The organism is Phaeodactylibacter luteus (assembly GCF_007993045.1).
Lineage (GTDB): Bacteria > Bacteroidota > Bacteroidia > Chitinophagales > Saprospiraceae > Phaeodactylibacter > Phaeodactylibacter luteus.
Genome location: NZ_VOOR01000007.1, coordinates 61,117 through 79,517 on the forward strand (window position 1 = coordinate 61,117; position 18,401 = coordinate 79,517).

Here is an 18,401-nt window from a genome sequence, read left to right on the forward strand (position 1 = left end):
AACAAATACGCACTTTCAACCAAAAAAAACTGCAAAAACAAAGATTTTTTAAGATATTCCTTAAATTAGAGCCCACCTGGACCTAATCAATTATGCTGAAAGAAGAACGGCAGAGCATGATCCTGGAGATCATCACCCTGCGCAACAAAGTACGGTCGATAGAGCTAAGCGAAGAGCTCGAGGTCTCCGAGGACACCATCCGCAGAGACCTCAGGGAGCTTGCCGACGGGGGCTTCATCAAAAAAGTGCACGGGGGGGCCCTGGCCAACCCTAAGACACCGGAGGCGATACATCAGCAAGGCAGGCAGCCCGGGCAGGAAGCACAACGCATCGCAGAGAAAGCCCTCGGCCTCATTCAGGAAGGCCAGGTCCTGATCTTAGACGGAGGAGCGCCCGGCATAGCCCTTGCCGGGGTTTTGCCAGACACCTTGTCCCTAACCGTTTTCACCAATTCTATGGACATTGGCCTACTGCTCGCCCAGCTCCCCTTTATTGAAGCCTATCTGCTCGGCGGCCAGATCACAGGGCGGCAAGGGCTCGTCGCAGGGATTGAGGCCACTCAAGCCCTACAGGACATACATGCCGACATCTGCTTCCTTTCGGCAGACAGCTTGCACCTTGACTTTGGGGTAACCTCCGAAAACCGCACCATCTCTATGGCCAAACAGGCTATGGCCAAGGCCGCACGGGAAGCCGTTGTCCTTTGCAAAGGCGACCATATCGGACAGGTAAAGCCTTTCCGGTGCCTGCCCACTAGGGACATCCCAACCCTGATCACTGAATACGCTGCTGATACTGCAGCCCTAGCCCCTTTCAGACGGGCAGGGCTCACCATTTTATAATGATTCAAAAGCCAGGCATGCACCACCAATTCTACCTTAACACGCTTTTGCTGCTCTTTTCTGTGAGCACAGCCCTTGCACAAAAGCCTGCCGATTGGGTCAACCCATTCATCGGCACTTCTAATTTCGGGGCGACCCACCCGGGGCCCCAATACCCCCACGGGCTGGCTTCTGTGGCACCGTTCAATACCGCATTCAGCGCGGGCGGGCTCAATCCTACTGAAAAAGACGAAGCCTGGAACTCCAGAGGCTATGTCCATGAAAATAAATTCCTGACGGGCTTCAGCCATGCCAACCTTAGCGGGGTAGGCTGCCCCGAGCTTGGCACCCCCCTGCTTATGCCTACCGCTGGCGCGCGGTCTTTCGACCCACAGGTATATGGCTCTGTCTTTAGCGCCGAAGATGCCGAAGCCGGGTACTATTCCTGCCACTTGGACAAACACAATATCAAAGTGGAAGCGAGCAGTACCCTGCGCACGGGGCTTAGCCGCTATACTTTCCCCGGCGGGGAGGGGCATATCCTGCTCAACCTAGGGCTGGCCTTGAGCAACGAATCCGGCGGCATGGTGAGCATAGTCGATGCTCAAGAGGTCGAAGGGTTCAGGATGGTAGGCACTTTCTGCTACAACCCTGAGGATGTGCGCCCGATCTACTTTGTGGCCCGCATCAGCAAAGCCGCAGAAGAGTTCGGCCCTTACAAAAAAATGCCCGCCTACCGAAATGTAGAAGCGGACTGGGTCGCTTACAACAACACCTGGAAACCCTACCCCTACTTTCAGCAAGAGGTAGCCGGCGACGATGTCGGAGCCTATTTCTCCTTTCAGACTGTGCCCGGGGAGGTGATAGAGGTCAAGCTGGGCATCTCTTTTGTCAGCATCGCTAATGCCCGGCAGAACCTGAACGCTGAACAGCCTGGCTTTGACTTCGAGCGTGTGCGCACACAGAACTATGAACGCTGGAACGAGCTGCTGGGCCGGGCGGAAGTCGAAGGCACCGACTACCAAAAAGAGCTTTTCTACACCGCCCTCTACCACAGCCTGGTACACCCTAGCATATTCCAGGATGTCAATGGCGAGTACCCACTGATGGGACAGCACGGGGCCGGCCGCATCACTACTGGCAACCGGTACACGGTCTATTCTCTTTGGGATACTTACCGGAACGTCCATCCCCTGCTCTCCCTGCTCTACCCGGAAATACAAGAAGACATGGTCAGGAGCATGACGAGCATGTCAGAGGAATCTGGCTGGCTCCCCAAATGGGAGCTGCTGGGCATGGAGACCGGGGTCATGGTCGGCGACCCTGCCACCCCCGTCATTGCAGACACCTACCTGAGAGGGCTGCGCAACTTCAATGTGGAGGCCGCCTATCAGGCCGCACGGCGGGCGGCTACTGCACCGGAGACCGAAAACCCACTGCGGCCAGGGATAGACGACTATCAGGCGCTGGGGTATGTGCCCCTTGACGGGGAAGGGCAATGGGACGGCACCGTGTCTACTGCCTTGGAATATTACTTGTCAGATTGGGCGCTCAGCCGGCTGGCCGCAGCATTGGGCAAGGAAGCAGATGCCCATCTTTTTGCCGAAAGGGCCCGGGGCTATCTTAATTATCTGGACCCCGAAACGGGCTTCCTACGCCCGAAGTACCGCGACGGTACTTTCTACCCAGATTTCAACCCCTTAGAGGGCAAGCATTTCGAACCGGTGACCGGTTTTGTAGAGGGCACTGCCTGGCAGTACCGGTTTTATACCCCACATGACGTGCCCTTCCTTATAGAGCAGCTTGGCGGGGCTGACGCTTTTAGCCAAGCCCTTCAGGCCTGCTTCCGAGAGGGGCTATATGATGTGGCCAACGAGCCTGACATCACTTACCCTTACTTGTTCAATTACGTTGAAGGGGAGGAATGGCGCAGCCAAGAAAAAGTAGCCGAAATCATAGCCAGGCACTACAGCAATCAGCCCGGGGGCATCCCCGGCAATGACGACACCGGCACCTTATCTACTTGGCTGGCCTTCAGCATGATGGGGTTCTACCCACTGTGCCCAGCAGATATGGACTATGCCTTGGTAACGCCAGCTTTCGAATCGGTGCGCCTGCACCTCAACCCGGATTATTACCCAGGCGGCACCATGGACATTCAAGCGCTGCGCACCAGCGAGAACAGCCAGTTCATCCAGCAGATGCTGCTCAATGGCCAACCCCACAACCGCTTTTTCATCACACATCAACAGCTGACAGCGGGCGGTGTGCTCAAAATTGATTTGGGGGATACCCCTTCAAAAAAATAAATTCTTGAATCATGACAAACCATCGCCTGCTCTATACCAGCTGCCTCATCTTTGGCCTCACGCTGGCCGCCTTTGCCCAACAGCATGAACACTATACTTATTCGCCCCAACAATACGTTTGCCTACGCGCGCCGTCGCCGCTCACGATAGACGGGGAGCTTTCCGAAGCGGCCTGGGAAAAAGCCCCCCCTACGGCACTCTTCCAAGACATCGAGGGCAGCATAAAACCCCTGCCCTACTTTAAAACCTACGCTAAAATGCTGTGGGACGACGAATACCTCTACATCGCCGCAGAGCTAGAGGAGCCCCACCTTTGGGCCACCTATGATCAACGGGACATGGTCATATTTCACGAAAACGACTTTGAAGTCTTTATCGACCCCGACGGGGACGGGCACCACTATTATGAGCTCGAGATCAATGCCTTGGGCACCATATGGGACCTGATGCTCACCCGGCCGTACCGCGACGGCGGGAAAGCATTGGATGCTTGGGACATCAGGGGGCTTCAATCGGCAGTAAAGTGCTATGGCACCTTGAATGACCCTTCAGACAAAGACGAGAAATGGACTGTTGAGCTGGCTTTGCCCTGGAACGTTTTGGAAGAAGCTGCTGCCCATGCTGGCCCTCCGGAAGATGGGGAGATTTGGCGCGCCAATTTTTCCCGGGTGCAGTGGCAAACCGTAGCAGACAGCAACGGGTACAAGAAGAAAACCGACCCTGCCACCCAAAAAAGCTATCCCGAGCACAACTGGGTTTGGTCTCCACAAGGGGCCATTGCCATGCACCAGCCAGAGACTTGGGGCTACGTGCAGTTCTCTATGGAGCCTGCTGGGAAAAGGGCCCGCCCCCAAGTGCCCGCCAATGAGGACGCCATCCGCTGGAGGCTGTGGCAAATCTACTACCAGCAGAAAGCCCACCACGAACAGCACGGGGCATACACCGCACGGCCAGAGCAAGTAGGGCTGGAAGGGGAGCCCATCACGCTGTCTGCGGGGCCCGATTACTTCCTAGCCCGCTATCAGCTCGGCAAAGACCACTTCACCATCAATGAAAACGGGCTGCTGCTCAAACACTGAACGCCCCCATCTGCCCATTCACTCAACCTGATTAAAAACTGGAATTATGGACAAAAGGACATTCATCAAAACATTAGGGCAGGGCGCGCTAGGGCTGGCCGGCTCGCATTGGCTATTGCAGAGCTGCAGCCCGGGGCAAGGCAACACCTCCTCAGAGGCCGCAACGCCGACCAAGGTCTGGGCCTGGGCCCGCCCGCAGCAAGGGTGGTCTGCTGAAGACTGGAAGCAAACACTGGCCCGGGCAAGGGTAGCTGGGGTAAATGCCCTGCTGCTCGAAGTTTACAACGGCAACCAAACCTTTTATGAGGGCGGCCAGCTCCCTATGAAGGAAGACCTGCTGGCGGTAGTCGCACCCCTCTGCCACGAGCTGGGCATGGAATTTCATGCCTGGATGTGGACCATGCCGCTGAACAACCCTGATATGGTGGAGCAACACCCAGACTGGTACGCGGTCAACGGGCTCGGCCAACCGGCCAACACCCACCCTGCCTATGTAGACTATTACAAATTCATGTGCCCCTGCCACCCGGAAGTACAAGCGTATGTCGCCGGCAATGTACGCTCCCTGGCCCGTATCAGCGAAGTAGACGGGGTGCACCTCGATTATGTCCGCCTGCCCGATGTCATTTTGGCCAAAGGGCTGCAGCCCAAATACGGCATCGTACAAGACCGGGAATACCCGGAGTACGACTACAGCTACTCTACCTACTGCAGGGAGCAGTTCAAAGCACAAAGCGGCATTGACCCCCTGACAGACCTCGAAGACCCATCAGCCAACGAAGCGTGGCGGCAGTTCCGGTACGACAGCGTCAGCAATATGGTCAACCAAAAGCTTGTGCCAGAGGCAAAAGCCCAGAACAAAATGATCACCGCTGCCGTATTCCCCAATTGGGAGAGCGTTCGCCAGGCATGGCACACCTGGAACCTCGACGCCTTCCTGCCCATGTTGTACCACAATTTTTATGAGCAGGACATCGGCTTCATCCGCGAGCACACCCAAAAAGCATTGGAGCGGCTCAACCACAGCAAACCCGTTTACAGCGGCCTATTTGTACCTGCTATTGCCCCCGAAGAGCTGACTGCGGCTGCGGGCGAAGGCCTGGAAGGCGGGGCCAGCGGCATTGCCCTTTTCGACCTCACTGCGATGACAGAAAGCCATTGGGAACAGCTGGCTGCCCTGAAAAAATCCTAACTTGCTGGCCATGAGAGTATTTCATTCTCAACCCTATGTAGACATCCCCCAGGCAGCAGGCACCTGCTACAGCGGCTGGCCGGCCATTGGGCAAGCCCTGCAGGAACACGTAGAAGCCCTTGGGAAAAACCGGGCCATAATTGCCGTTGAATGCCACCCTGGCACCTACGGCCAAATTGGCATGCGGGCATTAGGGGAAGCCCTGCAGCCCAGTTTTTCCTGCCTTACCTCAGACCTTTTCCTTGAAGAAAAAGAGCTAAGGGCGAAAATCGGCAAGCGCTTCCCTTTCGCCAAGCCTGGCATAGATAGCCTGGAGCAGTATTTTGACCCCGATAAGCTGGCTGCTTTCAGGCCCCTGGTACAAGCCTGCAAAACCGGGGCCATCCTGATCTATGGGCCAGGGGCTGCACTGCTCGAGAAAGCCGACCTTACCGTTTATGCCGATATTTCGCATTGGGAGCTGCTGCAGCGGCTCAAGCGCAGAGAAATTGGCAACCTTGGGGTAAAAAACAGCAGGGCAAGCCTCGCCTACCGCTACGCCTGGAGCTACCTGCTCGACTGGGAGATTGGCTGCCGGATAAAAAAGAGATGCTGAAGCGGTGCGACTATTTCCTAGAAGCCAACAACTGGCAGCAGCCAAAGCTCGCACAAGGGGATGCCGTCAGGTACGGGCTGCAGGCTGCTGCCCGGCAGCCGCTGGTCACAGCCCCATTTTTCGACCCTGAGCTGTGGAAAGAAGAACTCGCCCAACCAGAGGAAGCCCAACAGGAAGAGGCTGCGCAGCCTTTATTCCATCTCAACCCTAATGAAGACAACCTCCTCCTGCGATTGGGCAGACAGCTGTTCGAAGTGCCGGCGCGCAATATGTTCTACCTTTCAGGAGACGCCTTTTGGGGCGAAGGGCAGGCTCATCTCGCCGAGCGCAAATACCCTTTCCAGGCAGGGCTCATCGACCATACCCACCATACAGTACACCGGATTGCCTACTACCCGCCCCCTGATGCTTTACAGCAACTGTTCGGGCAGAGCCCCCTCAACGAAGACTACTACTTCGCCTTATCGGCCCAAGCACAAGGGCATTACTACAGCGGCTTAGAACCTCCCGAAAGCCCGCTGCCCATACCTGCGAGCCCTTCCGACCGGCAATGGCTCTCCCGCATGAGCTCCTGGCCCCTGCGCAAGGGCGAATGCCATTTGGTGCCCGCAGGCACTTTGCACACTACAGGCACAGGCGGCCAACTGCTCCACCTACAGACGGCCCCTGCGCTATTCCGGCAGTTCATTACTGGCAAAGAAGAACAGCAAGAGCCTCAGCTGGACCTCCCCGGAGCGCAGCTTTGGGAAATGATCAGGGAAAGTGCTCTGGGCACACGGGGAAGTGGAGGGGCGCCGCTTACCGGGAGCCTCACGCACGAGATGTTCTCCCTTGCACGCGGACAGTCCAAAGCGCTGCCGGCTTCGCTGGCTATGGCATTAATACCTGTCAAAGGGGAAGTGGAGATCATAGGGCCCGAGCAGTGGGGAGGGCTGGCTAAAGCCGGCGTTTTCTTGTTGCTTCCCGCAGCAGGCCGCCCGGTCCAAATCCGGGCCTTGTCTGCCGTAGAAGCCATCCTCATCATACCCACTTAGCGGGGCGCAAATCCAATTGCCGTTTTTGGGGCCTGCCCCTGCCCGATGGCAGGTGCCGCTATGCTGCGGGGCTCGCTATCCGCTCGGCCCTAGCGGGCTTATCACCCCTCCGCAGCGCTAGGCCAATGCCAGGCTAGAGCTAGAAAAGCATCAACGACTGCGGCATTTTAGCCTGTGCCCACTTAGCGCTTCTTCCCGTTTGGGCAATCAAACCAGCAGCCCGTACTTTTCTTCCCGCTGTAGATAGTAGCGTGCATTTTCGGCCACAACAATATCGAGCGGCAAGTGCTGTACCGCATCTGTAGGTTTGTCAAAAATCAGGGGGTTGACCAAGTTCATAAGCGCGATATAGCCCTGCTCTACCGGGTTCTGATTGATGAGGAACTGAATTCGGCCTTCCTCCAGGTAACGGATATTGCCGGGCAGCAGATCGAAGCCTACAATATTGACCCCTTTGAGCTCTGTAGGCCTCAGTGCGTCCAAGATTTTATAGGCCCGGGAGTTGGTCACAAACATGCCACGGAGCAAGGGCTCGGACCCCAGCAGATCGAGCAGGAACCCCCTCAGGGCCTTTTCGTCATTAAACCCTTCAAAAACAGCACGCACAATGCGCGATTGCCCATTTATGCCCTGATCCTCAAAATAGCGGACCAGGCCGCTCTCCTTGTCCACCAAGTGCTTGGCATTAGCCGGCTCTTTGCTCAAGTTGACAACGGCTACCTTCTCCCGGTCCGCCAGCCCATAGCTGAGCAGTTTGCCCGCCAGCACCCCGCTCTGGAAAGAGTTCTGCCCCACGTAGGCCAGTACGCTGGCATCATCAATCTGTGTATTGAACAGGGACACCGGCAGCCCCATGTCTCTGCACTGCCCGAGCAGCGTGTTCGCCGCGCGGAGGAAAACAGGCGGGAACAACAGGGCGCCGGGGCTGGCAGCTAGCGCAGCGGCAGCTTTCTCTGCAAAGTCGTTTTGGTCGAAGAGGTCAAAGAAAAAGGTCTGCGCTTCTACCCCATAATGAGCGACTGAGCGCCAAGCCTTTTCCACCCCACGGTGGGGCAGCTCCCAGTAAGGGTCTATTGCGGGGTCGGGCAGCAGAATGCCGATTTTCAATATCTTCTTGCTGGCCAGCGCCCTAGCTATGATATTGGGCTCATAGCCGAGCTCCTGCATCACGGCTTCTACGCGGGCCCGCTTCTCAGCAGAGACGTTGCCACGGTTGTGGATGACCCGGTCAACCGTGCCTGTGGAAACATTTGCCTTTTGGGCGATATCTTTAATCCGGATTTTTTGAGGCATATTCTGACGTGTCAAAAGCATTTGTGCCCGTTGGAAGGCAGAGAACGAAATAGCAAAAGCGCGCAATTACGCTAAGAAAATAATTCCCAGGGACATTATCAGCCCCGGGCTGACATTATTGCCGCCCGGACGGCTCATCTGACAGGCAGACGCCCTACCCTTTCTGGAAAACACCTTCCTGCGAGGCTACTACTGCATAGTTGTTTTTCCTGCACAAACCCATAATTAACATATTTAAACCGGAAAAAAAAGCTTATCTGCGTATATTATTGGATATGTGTTCGAACACAGCGTTAAAATATTTTAAAACCACGGCTTTTCTTCCGAAAAAATTATATTTTTGCTGTTGCAGCAATCGTACTAGCTGCACTAAATTCCAACTGCCCACGGGCAAGCAAACCGAAAGCCACTATTTTGAACTCAACAGCTCTTGGCATAGACATAGGCGGCACCAACACTAAGCTCAGTTTAGTCAGCCCGGAAGGCAGCATCATAGCTCGCTCCGCGTTCCCTACACAGCAAGCCAACACCCAAGACGAATACGGGGCGCTTCTTGTGGATGCCGCCCGGCGGCTGCTGCGCAAGTCTGCCGCTCCCTTGGCGGGCGTTGGCATAGGCGCCCCAGGCTGCGACCCAGCCCTTGGGGTGATCAATTATGCCGCCAACCTGCCCTTTATCGCAGCTTTCCCCATACGCGATTTTTTAGCAGAAGCGCTGTGCGCGCACACGGTGCTCGTAAAAGATTCTACCGCTGCTGCCTTAGGGGAAAAGATGTGGGGAGGCGCACAGAACATGGACAACTTCATCCTCCTGACGCTCGGCACCGGGCTCGGCAGCGCCTTTTACTTCAACGGCAAAGTAGTAGAAGGCGCCCACGGGCTGGCCAGCGAACTGGGGCACATCACTATCCCTGGCAACAGCAGGCAATGCGCCTGTGGCCGGAAAGGCTGCCTGGAGACCCTGGTATCGGCCAGCGGGCTGAGGCGCACCTGCCAGCTGCTCATGGCACAGGAGCTTACGCCCAGCGCCCTGCGCGCTTTGCCCGAAGACAAGCTTACCGCCAAGTCAATTGCACTGATCGCGCTTGAAGGGGACCCCTTGGCACAGATGGCCATAGACCACATGTGCAATGCGCTTGGCTCTGCCCTAGCCCCGCTCGTACTGCAGATGGACCCCGAAGGGATCTTCCTCTCAGGCGGGATGCTCAATGCCGGGGCTTTGCTCACAGATACGATCGCCCACCATATGAACAAAGCCCTGCTCGAGAATTTCCGCGGGCAGGCCCGGGTGGCCATTTCCAGCCTCGGCCCCGATGAGGCTGGCATGCTGGGCGCAGCAGCACAGGTGTACCGCACAGCCGAGCAGCCTGCCGCAGAGCGGGCCAAAATCAAAAAAGTCTGAGCCAACACACGACATATTTTTTCTCAAAAAGAACCTGTTAATACCTATGAGGAATTTCCTAAAGTACCAGCTCCGGTCGGTGGAGAAAATGCCTGTCAAAATTTGGCCTAAAGCCAAAGACGGATCTGCCCATGTTGCACGTTCCATTGCACTGGCGATGCGCCAAAAGCAGCAGGAAAACAAGCCTATTGTACTAGGCCTGGCCACCGGCTCTTCCCCTATTCAGGTTTACCGGGAGCTCGTCCGTATGCACAAAGAGGAAGACCTTAGCTTTGCCAACGTCGTCACCTTTAACTTGGATGAATACTACCCCATGCAGCCTGGGGCCGCGCAAAGCTACGTCAGGTTCATGAACGAACACCTTTTCGACCATGTCGACATCAAGCGGGAGAACATCCATATCCCGGACGGCACACTCGATATGGATGAAGTAGAGGCCTACTGCGAACAGTACGAACGAAAGATAGGCACTTACGGCGGCATCGACATACAGCTGCTGGGCATTGGCCGTACTGGGCACATCGGCTTCAACGAGCCCGGCTCTTGGGAGGACTCTTCCACCCGCATGGTGCGCCTCGATGGGATTACCCGCCAGGATGCCATCAAAGACTTTGGCCAGGAAGCGGACGTGCCCTACCGGGCAATCACGATGGGCATAAAAACGATCATGAAGTCTAGGAAAATTTACCTCCTGGGCTGGGGGCAGCACAAAGCTGAAATCCTGCAAAGGGCTATCGAGGGCGAAGTGACGCCCAACATCCCAGCCACATTCTTGCAGCACCACCCCGACGTAAGCGTGCACCTCGATTATGGGGCAGCAGAGATGCTCACCCGGTTTGATGCGCCCTGGCTTATCGGCATTTGCAACTGGGACGACGATCTCGTCTGCAAGGCGGTTACCTGGCTTTCCAAGCAAACGGAAAAGCCCATACTCAAACTGACCAACGAGGACTACGGGGAGCATGGGCTTAGCGACCTCACTGTAGAGTATGCCTCAGCTTACGATATCAATATCAAAATTTTTAACCGCTTACAGCACACCATCACCGGGTGGCCAGGAGGCAAGCCCGGAGCCGACGATACCACACGCCCGGAGCGGAAAAGCCCGGAGCGGAAGCGGGTCATTATTTTCAGCCCTCACCCCGACGATGACGTCATCTCTATGGGAGGCACCTTCCTCCGGCTGGTCGAGCAGGGCCACGAGGTACATGTCGCCTATCAGACGTCGGGAAATATTGCCGTACATGACTACCACGCCAGGCACTTCCTGGAATTTTGCCTTGAGCTGCAGGACATGATCCCGGAAATGGGCCCCAACGGCCCTTACCGCGACAAAGTGGAGCAAATGCTCAAACAACTGCTGAACAACAGCACCTCTGCCAAATCCATACGGGAGACCGGCATTGTGAAAGGGCTCATCCGCCGGGGGGAAGCCCGGGCTGGAGCGCGCCTGTGCGGCCTGCCGGACGAGCAGATCCACTTTTTGGATATGCCGTTTTACGAAACTGGGCTCACCCGGAAAAAGCCGCTATCTGAAAAAGACATCAGCATTATAGCAGACTTAATGCGGGAAGTTAAGCCCCATCAGGTTTATGCGGCTGGCGACCTGGCCGACCCACATGGCACTCATGCGACCTGCTTAGAGGCTATTTTCCAAGCCTACGAAATGGTAAAAGGGGAAGACTGGGCGCAAGCAGCCTGGCTATGGCTATACCGGGGAGCCTGGCATGAATGGCCTGTGCACGAGATCGAAATGGCTGTGCCCATCAGCCCTATTGAGCTGCTTAAAAAGCGGGATGCCATTTTCCGGCATCAGTCGCAAAAAGACCGCCCACCTTTCCCTGGCAATGACGCCCGGGAATTTTGGCAGCGGGCCGAAGACCGCAATAAAAACCTGGCAACAGAGTACCGGGCGCTTGGCTTGGCCGAGTATGAGGCCATGGAGGCGTTCAGCCGTTGGAAGTTCGACTGGCAGCCTTCTGCCGCTGCAGCGAAAGGGCTGGAGCCCGGGAAGGGCAAAGCAGCCCCCTCTGGCAGCAAACCTCGTGGCGGCAAGCCTAAATCAAAGGCGGCCCCCACTGCATAAGTGTAATTCAGTTTCGTTTCATACACTATTATTTTGAGAGGAAGGCCATCCCCTTCCTCTCCTTTTCTAGGACCATTTCCAGCATGACCGCCATGAAAAAACTCTTTCTTTTGTTAGCGCTCGCCCTCCCCCTACTGCCCCTGTATGCTCAAGAGCCTGCCATCATCCCGGCCCCGCTCAACCTGGCAATGGGGGAAGGGCAGCTGGACCTGACAGCGGGCATTGCCCTGAAAGTGTCTAAAAAAGATACCGCCGCCACAGCAGTGAGCGCTATGGCCATAAAGTGGCTGGAAAAGATCGCCCCACCTTCCAAAAACAGCAAAGCCCGGTTCGTCATACAGACCAACCCCGCCCTGCCTGCTGAGGGCTACCGGCTGGAAGTCAATGCAGCGGGCATCTCCCTGCAAGGGGGCAGCGGGGCAGGGCTTTTTTATGGGCTGCAAACCCTAATGCAGCTCAATCAGCCCTGGAAAGGTGCGCCTACCCCCATCATCCCCTATGCCACCATTAAAGATCAGCCTGCATTTGCCTACCGGGGGATGCACTTGGACGTTGGGCGGCATCTATTCCCCGTGGAGTTCATCAAGACTTATATCGATATGCTGGCCCGGTACAAAATGAACCGCTTCCATTGGCACCTGACGGAAGACCAGGGCTGGCGCATTGAGATCAAAAAATATCCTAAGCTTCAGGAGATCAGCGCTTACCGCAAAGAGACCCTTATTGGGCATTACAACGATCAGCCGCACCAATTTGATGGGCAGCGGTACGGCGGCTACTATACTCAGGACGAAGTCCGGGAGATTGTGGCCTATGCGGCCGAGCGCTTCATCACGGTCATCCCTGAAATAGAGCTGCCCGGGCATGCACAGGCCGCTATCGCTGCTTACCCGGAGCTGGGCTGTACCGGAAAGCCGGTAGAAGTAGCGACCAAGTGGGGGATTTTTGAAGATGTGTACTGCCCTTCCGAAGCTACCTTCACTTTCCTGGAAGATGTGCTGTCTGAGGTCATTGCACTCTTCCCATCAGAATACATCCACATTGGCGGTGATGAATGCCCAAAGGTGCAATGGGAACAGAGCGAGCTTTGCCAAAAGATCATTCAGGAAGAAGGGCTGAAGGACGAGCATGGGCTGCAGTCTTATTTCATAGCCCGCATAGAACGCTTCCTCAACAGCCGGGGCCGGCAGATTATTGGCTGGGACGAAATACTGGAAGGCGGGCTTGCGCCGAATGCTACCGTCATGAGCTGGCGTGGCGAAGCCGGAGGGATTGAAGCAGCAAAACAGGGGCATGATGTAGTCATGACGCCTACTACCTACTGTTACTTCGATTATTACCAGTCTACCGCTGAAGATGAGCCACTGGCCATAGGCGGCTACCTCCCGCTCCAAAAAGTATACGACTACCACCCTGTGCCAGAGTCGCTGACCGAAGAGCAGGCCCGGCACATCCTGGGCGCGCAGGGCAATATATGGACTGAATACATGCCTACCCCGGAGAAGGTCATGTATATGGCGTACCCCCGTATGCAGGCGCTGTCTGAGGTAGTATGGAGCGGCAAGGGCAAAAAAGGGTTCGGCAGCTTCGTCCAACGGCTACAGCCACATCTGAAGTGGATGGAGCAAGAAGGCATTCAAGCCGCCAACCACCTCTTTGACCTTCAGGCCGAAGTCATTGGCGGGCAGGGGGCACCTGTAGCCCTCTCGTTCAGCAATATGGCCGGTGCAGGGGAGATCAGGGTGCAAGTGGGGCGTGGCCGCGAGATGGCCTACGACAAGCCCTTGCGCCCTGTTGATGGCACCTACCGTGCTCAGACCTATGTAGACGGCAAGCCGGCTGGGCGCAGCACGAGCATCCGCTTTAAGCAGCACTTGGGCGTAGGGCAACGGATAGAGCTGAAGCACCTCCCCCACCCCAAATATAATGGCAGCAAGCCTGCCGCGATCCTGAACGGGGTAAAAGGCAGTAATGAGCGCTATGGGGATGCGGAGTGGATAGGCATAGACAAGGAGGATTTTGATGCGCTTATCTTTTTTGATGAAGCCAAAAAGGTGAGCACTGTCAGCTTCAGGTTTTTCCACGGCCCTGGACAGTGGATCAATGCGCCACGGGAAGTCAAAGTTTTTGCCCTTCAGGAAGACGGGCAGTACATACAGGTTGGCAGCCGGACGCTGCCGGTGCCTGAAGGCAAGATCTTGGAAGCTACCCTTGAGCTGCGGCAGCCCGCAGCCACACGCGGGCTGCGCGTACTGGCCCCCAACTATGGCATTATCCCTGCGGGGCAGCAGGGCGCCGGCCACCGCGGGTGGCTATTTGTAGATGAGCTGATAATCGAGTAATTTTCCCGGGCAGGCCATTGCTGCCATTTCAAAACGAAAAACCAACCGCACATGAACCTCGCAGGACTCGACTGGGGCATTATTCTAGCCTTTTTTGTCATCTCATTGGCTATTGGGTTGCTGGTCTCCCGGCAATCGGGCAAAGATTACAAAGAGTTTTTCCTCTCGGGCCGTGGCATGCCTTGGTGGCTGCTCGGTGTATCTATGGTAGCGACTACCTTTTCGGCGGACACGCCCAACCTGGTGACAGACATCGTCCGGAACAACGGCGTTGCCGGCAACTGGGTGTGGTGGGCTTTCCTGCTCACCGGCATGCTCACGGTATTTGTCTACGCCAAGCTGTGGAGGAGATCGGGCATCCTCACTGACCTTGAATTTTATGAATTGCGCTACCACGGCAAAGCTGCTGCTATACTGCGTGGTTTCCGGGCCATTTACCTAGGGGTGTTTTTCAATATTATGATCATGGCGACTGTGACCTTGGCGGCCATAAAAATCGGGGGCGTCATGCTTGGGCTGAGCCCGTTGCAAACGGTACTGATCGCCTCTATCGTCACCGTGGTTTATACCTCTATGGGCGGTTTGAGAGGGGTTATCCTGACCGACTTTTTCCAATTTGCCCTGGCCATGACGGGCATCATCTGGGCTGCCATCGTGATTGTGAACCTCCCCGAGGTGGGGGGGCTGAGCAAGCTGCTGGCCCACGAGGAAGTACAGGGCAAGCTCAACCTGCTGCCCGACTTTAGCGACAGCAGTCAGCTCGTCCCTTTGTTCATATTGCCCCTGGCGGTGCAATGGTGGAGCGTTTGGTACCCTGGAGCAGAGCCTGGCGGAGGCGGCTACATCGTGCAGCGTATGCTTTCTGCAAAAGACGAGAAAAATGCCGTTGGGGCGACCCTGCTTTTCAATGTAGCCCACTACGCCCTACGGCCCTGGCCTTGGATCCTTATCGCATTGGCCTCTATAGTGGTATTCCCTGACTTGGAGTCGCTCCGCACGGCCTTCCCCAATGTGAGCGAGAATGTAGTAAAGGATGACCTGGCTTTCCCGGCTATGCTAACGTACCTCCCGAGCGGGTTGCTGGGGCTGGTGATCGCCTCCCTGATTGCTGCATTCATGTCTACGCTCTCGACCCACCTCAACTGGGGCTCCTCTTATATTGTGCACGATTTCTACCGCCGGTTTATCAACGAAGATGCGGATGACAAAACACTGGTGCGCCTGGGCCGCTGGTCTACGGTGGCCCTGATGGTCCTCACTGCCCTCTTCGCCCTAGTTTTGGAAAATGCTCTGCAGGCCTTCAACATCTTGCTGCAGGTCGGAGCAGGGACCGGGCTGATTTTTATCCTCCGTTGGTTTTGGTGGAGGATCAATGCGTACAGCGAGATTGCCGCGATGGTCATTTCCTTTGTGATGGCCATCTACCTGGAGATCCTGCACCCCGGAGATTTGGCCAGTCATACCAAGCTGCTCTTGGGCATAGGCGTCACCACGGCAGGCTGGGTGCTGGCTACCTTTCTGACTCAGCCTACAGACCAAAAGACACTGCTCGCTTTTTACAAGCTGATCAAGCCTGCTCCTGGCGGATGGAAACCTGTTATTGAAAAAGGGCTGGCGGATGGGCAGCTGGAGGCTGTTGCCGTAGCCCCTGGGCGGCTGCCGCTGGAGATTGGCGGCATGGTCATTGGCTGTGCCATGGTATACAGCGCCCTTTTTGCCACCGGTTTTTGGATTTATGGCAACATCAGCGCGGCTTTGGTGGCTACAGCTGTTGCTGTGGGGGGCGCTGTGGCCCTCATTTGGATTTGGGGCAAGCTGAACCGGGGGTAGCCCTTGCAGGGTTGGCGATAGGGTGCAAGCCCAATGCTGCTGCGATGAGCCCTGTACTGGCAGCGGGCTAGCGATGCGCAGGGGTGGCAAGCCCGGCAGGGCCGAGCGGATAGCGAGCCCCGGAGCGTAGCGCCCCGAGCCTTGAGGCGAGGGGAGCCTCCAAAAAAACAAGAATCTGGCTAGTGCCCCAAAGAGTGCTTTAGGGTTTCAAAAAACATTTCCTATTTTGGAGGCGGTAGTGCTTTGGGTGCTACTGCTTTCATCATTTAGGCGATAACCAAAGCCCCAGGCTTACTCAAAACCGCGAACCACATGGCGACCGTACTTACCCACAGCCTCTTTACCGAGCTTGATATCCACCTGTTCCGGGAAGGGAAGCATTACAAGCTGTACGAAAAACTGGGCAGCCACCCCATCATGATAGACGGGCAGCACGGCACCTATTTTGCTGTCTGGGCCCCTAACGCACAGTCCGTATCTGTTATCGGCAACTTCAACTACTGGAACCGGGACAGCCATCAGCTGAATGCGCGGTGGGACGGCTCCGGCATTTGGGAGGGGTTTATCCCGGGCGTAGGCAGGGGCGAGCTCTATAAATACCACATACATGCTAAGGACGGGCGCCACCTCCAAAAAGGGGACCCCTTCGCCCTGTTTTGGGAAATACCGCCCAATACGGCTTCCATCATCTGGGATCTGGACGACTACGAATGGCAGGACAAGTCTTGGATGGAAAACAGGAAGGAGAAATCGGGGCTGGACCAGCCTTACTCCGTGTACGAGGTGCATATGGGCACCTGGAAAAAAACACATGGCGGGCTGCGCAGCCTCAGCTATAAGGACATGGCCGATGAAATGGTCAAATATGTGGCCGATATGGGCTTTACCCATGTGGAGTTCCTGCCTGTTATGGAGCACCCCTACTTCCCTTCTTGGGGCTACCAGATCACGGGCTATTTTGCGCCCACCAGCCGGTATGGGACACCGCAGGAGTTCATGTACCTGGTGGATGCCTTCCATCAGGCCGGCGTAGGAGTCATTCTGGACTGGGTGCCTTCCCATTTCCCAACAGATGCCCACGGGCTGGCTGATTTTGACGGCACCCACCTCTTCGACCACGCCGACCCGCGCAAGGGCTTCCACCCAGATTGGAAGAGCGCCATTTTCAATTATGGGCGGCATGAAGTCAAGGCGTTCTTAATCTCCAATGCCCTCTTTTGGCTCGACCGTTACCATGCAGACGGGCTTAGGGTTGACGCGGTAGCCTCTATGCTGTACTTGGATTATTCCCGCAACGATGGCGAGTGGATACCCAACCAATATGGGGGGAATGAAAATTTGGAAGCCATTGCTTTCCTCAAGGATTTTAATGAAACGGTCTACAAAGAGTTTCCTGATGCGGTGACCATAGCGGAAGAATCTACCGCTTGGAAGGGGGTATCCCGCCCGACTTTCGACGGCGGGCTGGGCTTCGGCCAAAAATGGATGATGGGGTGGATGCATGACACCCTCAACTATTTCAAGCACGACCCTGTGCACCGGCAGTACCATCACGGCGAAATCACGTTCAGCCTGGTTTACGCTTTCACTGAGAACTTCATGCTCCCGCTCTCCCACGATGAGGTGGTGCATGGCAAGGGCGCCATTATCGACCGCATGCCGGGAGACGAATGGCAGCGCTTTGCCAATCTACGGGCGCTTTATGGCTATATGTTCACCCACCCTGGCACTCAGCTGCTCTTTATGGGCGATGAGTTTGGGCAGACTAGCGAATGGAATATTGAAAAAGGGCTGGAGTGGTGGCTGGCCGAAACGCCTTACCACCAAGGTGTACAGGCTTGGGTGAAAGCGCTCAACGCTTATTACAAAAACACCCCTGCTCTGCATGAAAAACAGTTTAGCCCAGACGGCTTCCAATGGATAGACCACAACGACAACGTGAATAGTGTGCTCTCCTACCTGCGCTATGGCCAGGATGAGCAAAAGCCGGTGGCCATCGTCTGCAACTTCACGCCGGTGGCCCGGGAAGGCTACAAAATCGGCGTGCCGCTTGAAGGCCAGTGGAAGGAGGTCCTAAACAGCGACCACCCCGACTATGGGGGCGCGGGGCACCACTTGAACACCGGCCTGCTCAGGACGGAGGCTGAAGAATGGCACGGCCGCCCCTGCCACCTTACCCCCAACCTATCGCCTATGGGCATCAGCATCCTAGAGTATGCAGGGCCTGTAGAAAAGCCCCGCAAAAAGGCTGCTGCAGCCAAGAAAGCGAAAAGCAATGGGCAGAAGAAGGCCTCTGCAGAAACGCCTGAGGGCAAAGCACAGCCCCAAAAGAAAGCAGTGAGCGCCCGGAAAAAATAGCCCCTGCCTTTCCCAACAGCATAGCCCAACCCGAATCGCTTCAGGTTGGGCCATTTGCATA

At 56.1% G+C, this 18,401-nt stretch carries 12 protein-coding genes; 11 read left to right on the top strand and 1 reads right to left on the bottom strand.

Features of this window, described 5'->3' with window-relative positions; all coding sequences use genetic code 11:
- Positions 1-92 precede the first annotated feature (92 nt).
- Genes FRY97_RS04820 through FRY97_RS04845 form a run of 6 tightly spaced genes read left to right on the top strand, consistent with a single transcriptional unit; the run spans position 93 to position 7,030 of the window.
- Positions 93-842 (top strand): DeoR/GlpR family DNA-binding transcription regulator, encoded by a 750-nt coding sequence (locus FRY97_RS04820; RefSeq protein ID WP_147166302.1) that lies wholly within the window; start codon positions 93-95, stop codon positions 840-842.
- Positions 843-859: 17 nt separating this feature from the next.
- On the top strand, positions 860-3,130 hold the full coding sequence (locus tag FRY97_RS04825) for a GH92 family glycosyl hydrolase (protein ID WP_147166303.1): 2,271 nt from the start codon (positions 860-862) through the stop codon (positions 3,128-3,130).
- A gap of 11 nt (positions 3,131-3,141) precedes the next feature.
- Positions 3,142-4,209 (top strand): carbohydrate-binding family 9-like protein, encoded by a 1,068-nt coding sequence (locus FRY97_RS04830; RefSeq protein ID WP_147166304.1) that lies wholly within the window; start codon positions 3,142-3,144, stop codon positions 4,207-4,209.
- A gap of 46 nt (positions 4,210-4,255) precedes the next feature.
- Positions 4,256-5,401: a family 10 glycosylhydrolase gene (locus FRY97_RS04835; RefSeq protein ID WP_147166305.1), complete on the top strand. Its 1,146-nt coding sequence runs from the start codon at positions 4,256-4,258 to the stop codon at positions 5,399-5,401.
- Positions 5,402-5,411: 10 nt separating this feature from the next.
- Positions 5,412-5,996, top strand: a complete 585-nt coding sequence (locus FRY97_RS04840; protein ID WP_147166306.1) for a hypothetical protein — start codon at positions 5,412-5,414, stop codon at positions 5,994-5,996.
- A complete protein-coding gene (locus tag FRY97_RS04845) occupies positions 5,990-7,030 on the top strand; it encodes a hypothetical protein (RefSeq protein WP_147166307.1) in 1,041 nt (346 codons plus the stop codon). The genes FRY97_RS04840 and FRY97_RS04845 overlap by 7 nt, the downstream gene beginning before the upstream one ends.
- Before the next feature lie 207 nt (positions 7,031-7,237).
- Here the strand turns inward: FRY97_RS04845 and FRY97_RS04850 are convergent, their stop codons facing one another.
- Positions 7,238-8,344 (bottom strand): substrate-binding domain-containing protein, encoded by a 1,107-nt coding sequence (locus tag FRY97_RS04850; RefSeq protein ID WP_147166308.1) that lies wholly within the window; start codon positions 8,342-8,344, stop codon positions 7,238-7,240.
- A gap of 393 nt (positions 8,345-8,737) precedes the next feature.
- On the opposite strand from FRY97_RS04850, the gene FRY97_RS04855 reads away from it, so the two are divergent.
- From FRY97_RS04855 to glgB, 5 genes are all read left to right on the top strand, one after another.
- Positions 8,738-9,724 (top strand): ROK family protein, encoded by a 987-nt coding sequence (locus FRY97_RS04855; RefSeq protein WP_170254509.1) that lies wholly within the window; start codon positions 8,738-8,740, stop codon positions 9,722-9,724.
- 46 nt (positions 9,725-9,770) lie between these two features.
- Positions 9,771-11,810 carry a glucosamine-6-phosphate deaminase gene (gene nagB / locus FRY97_RS04860; RefSeq protein WP_147166310.1) on the top strand — a complete coding sequence of 680 codons (2,040 nt, stop codon included), beginning with the start codon at positions 9,771-9,773 and terminating at the stop codon, positions 11,808-11,810.
- A gap of 92 nt (positions 11,811-11,902) precedes the next feature.
- Positions 11,903-14,152 (top strand): beta-N-acetylhexosaminidase, encoded by a 2,250-nt coding sequence (locus FRY97_RS04865; protein ID WP_147166311.1) that lies wholly within the window; start codon positions 11,903-11,905, stop codon positions 14,150-14,152.
- 51 nt (positions 14,153-14,203) lie between these two features.
- Positions 14,204-15,982 (top strand): sodium:solute symporter family protein, encoded by a 1,779-nt coding sequence (locus FRY97_RS04870; RefSeq protein ID WP_147166312.1) that lies wholly within the window; start codon positions 14,204-14,206, stop codon positions 15,980-15,982.
- A 312-nt stretch (positions 15,983-16,294) separates the two neighbouring features.
- Complete coding sequence (gene glgB / locus FRY97_RS04875) at positions 16,295-18,340, top strand: 1,4-alpha-glucan branching protein GlgB (RefSeq protein WP_147166313.1); 2,046 nt, start codon at positions 16,295-16,297, stop codon at positions 18,338-18,340.
- Positions 18,341-18,401: the final 61 nt, after the last annotated feature.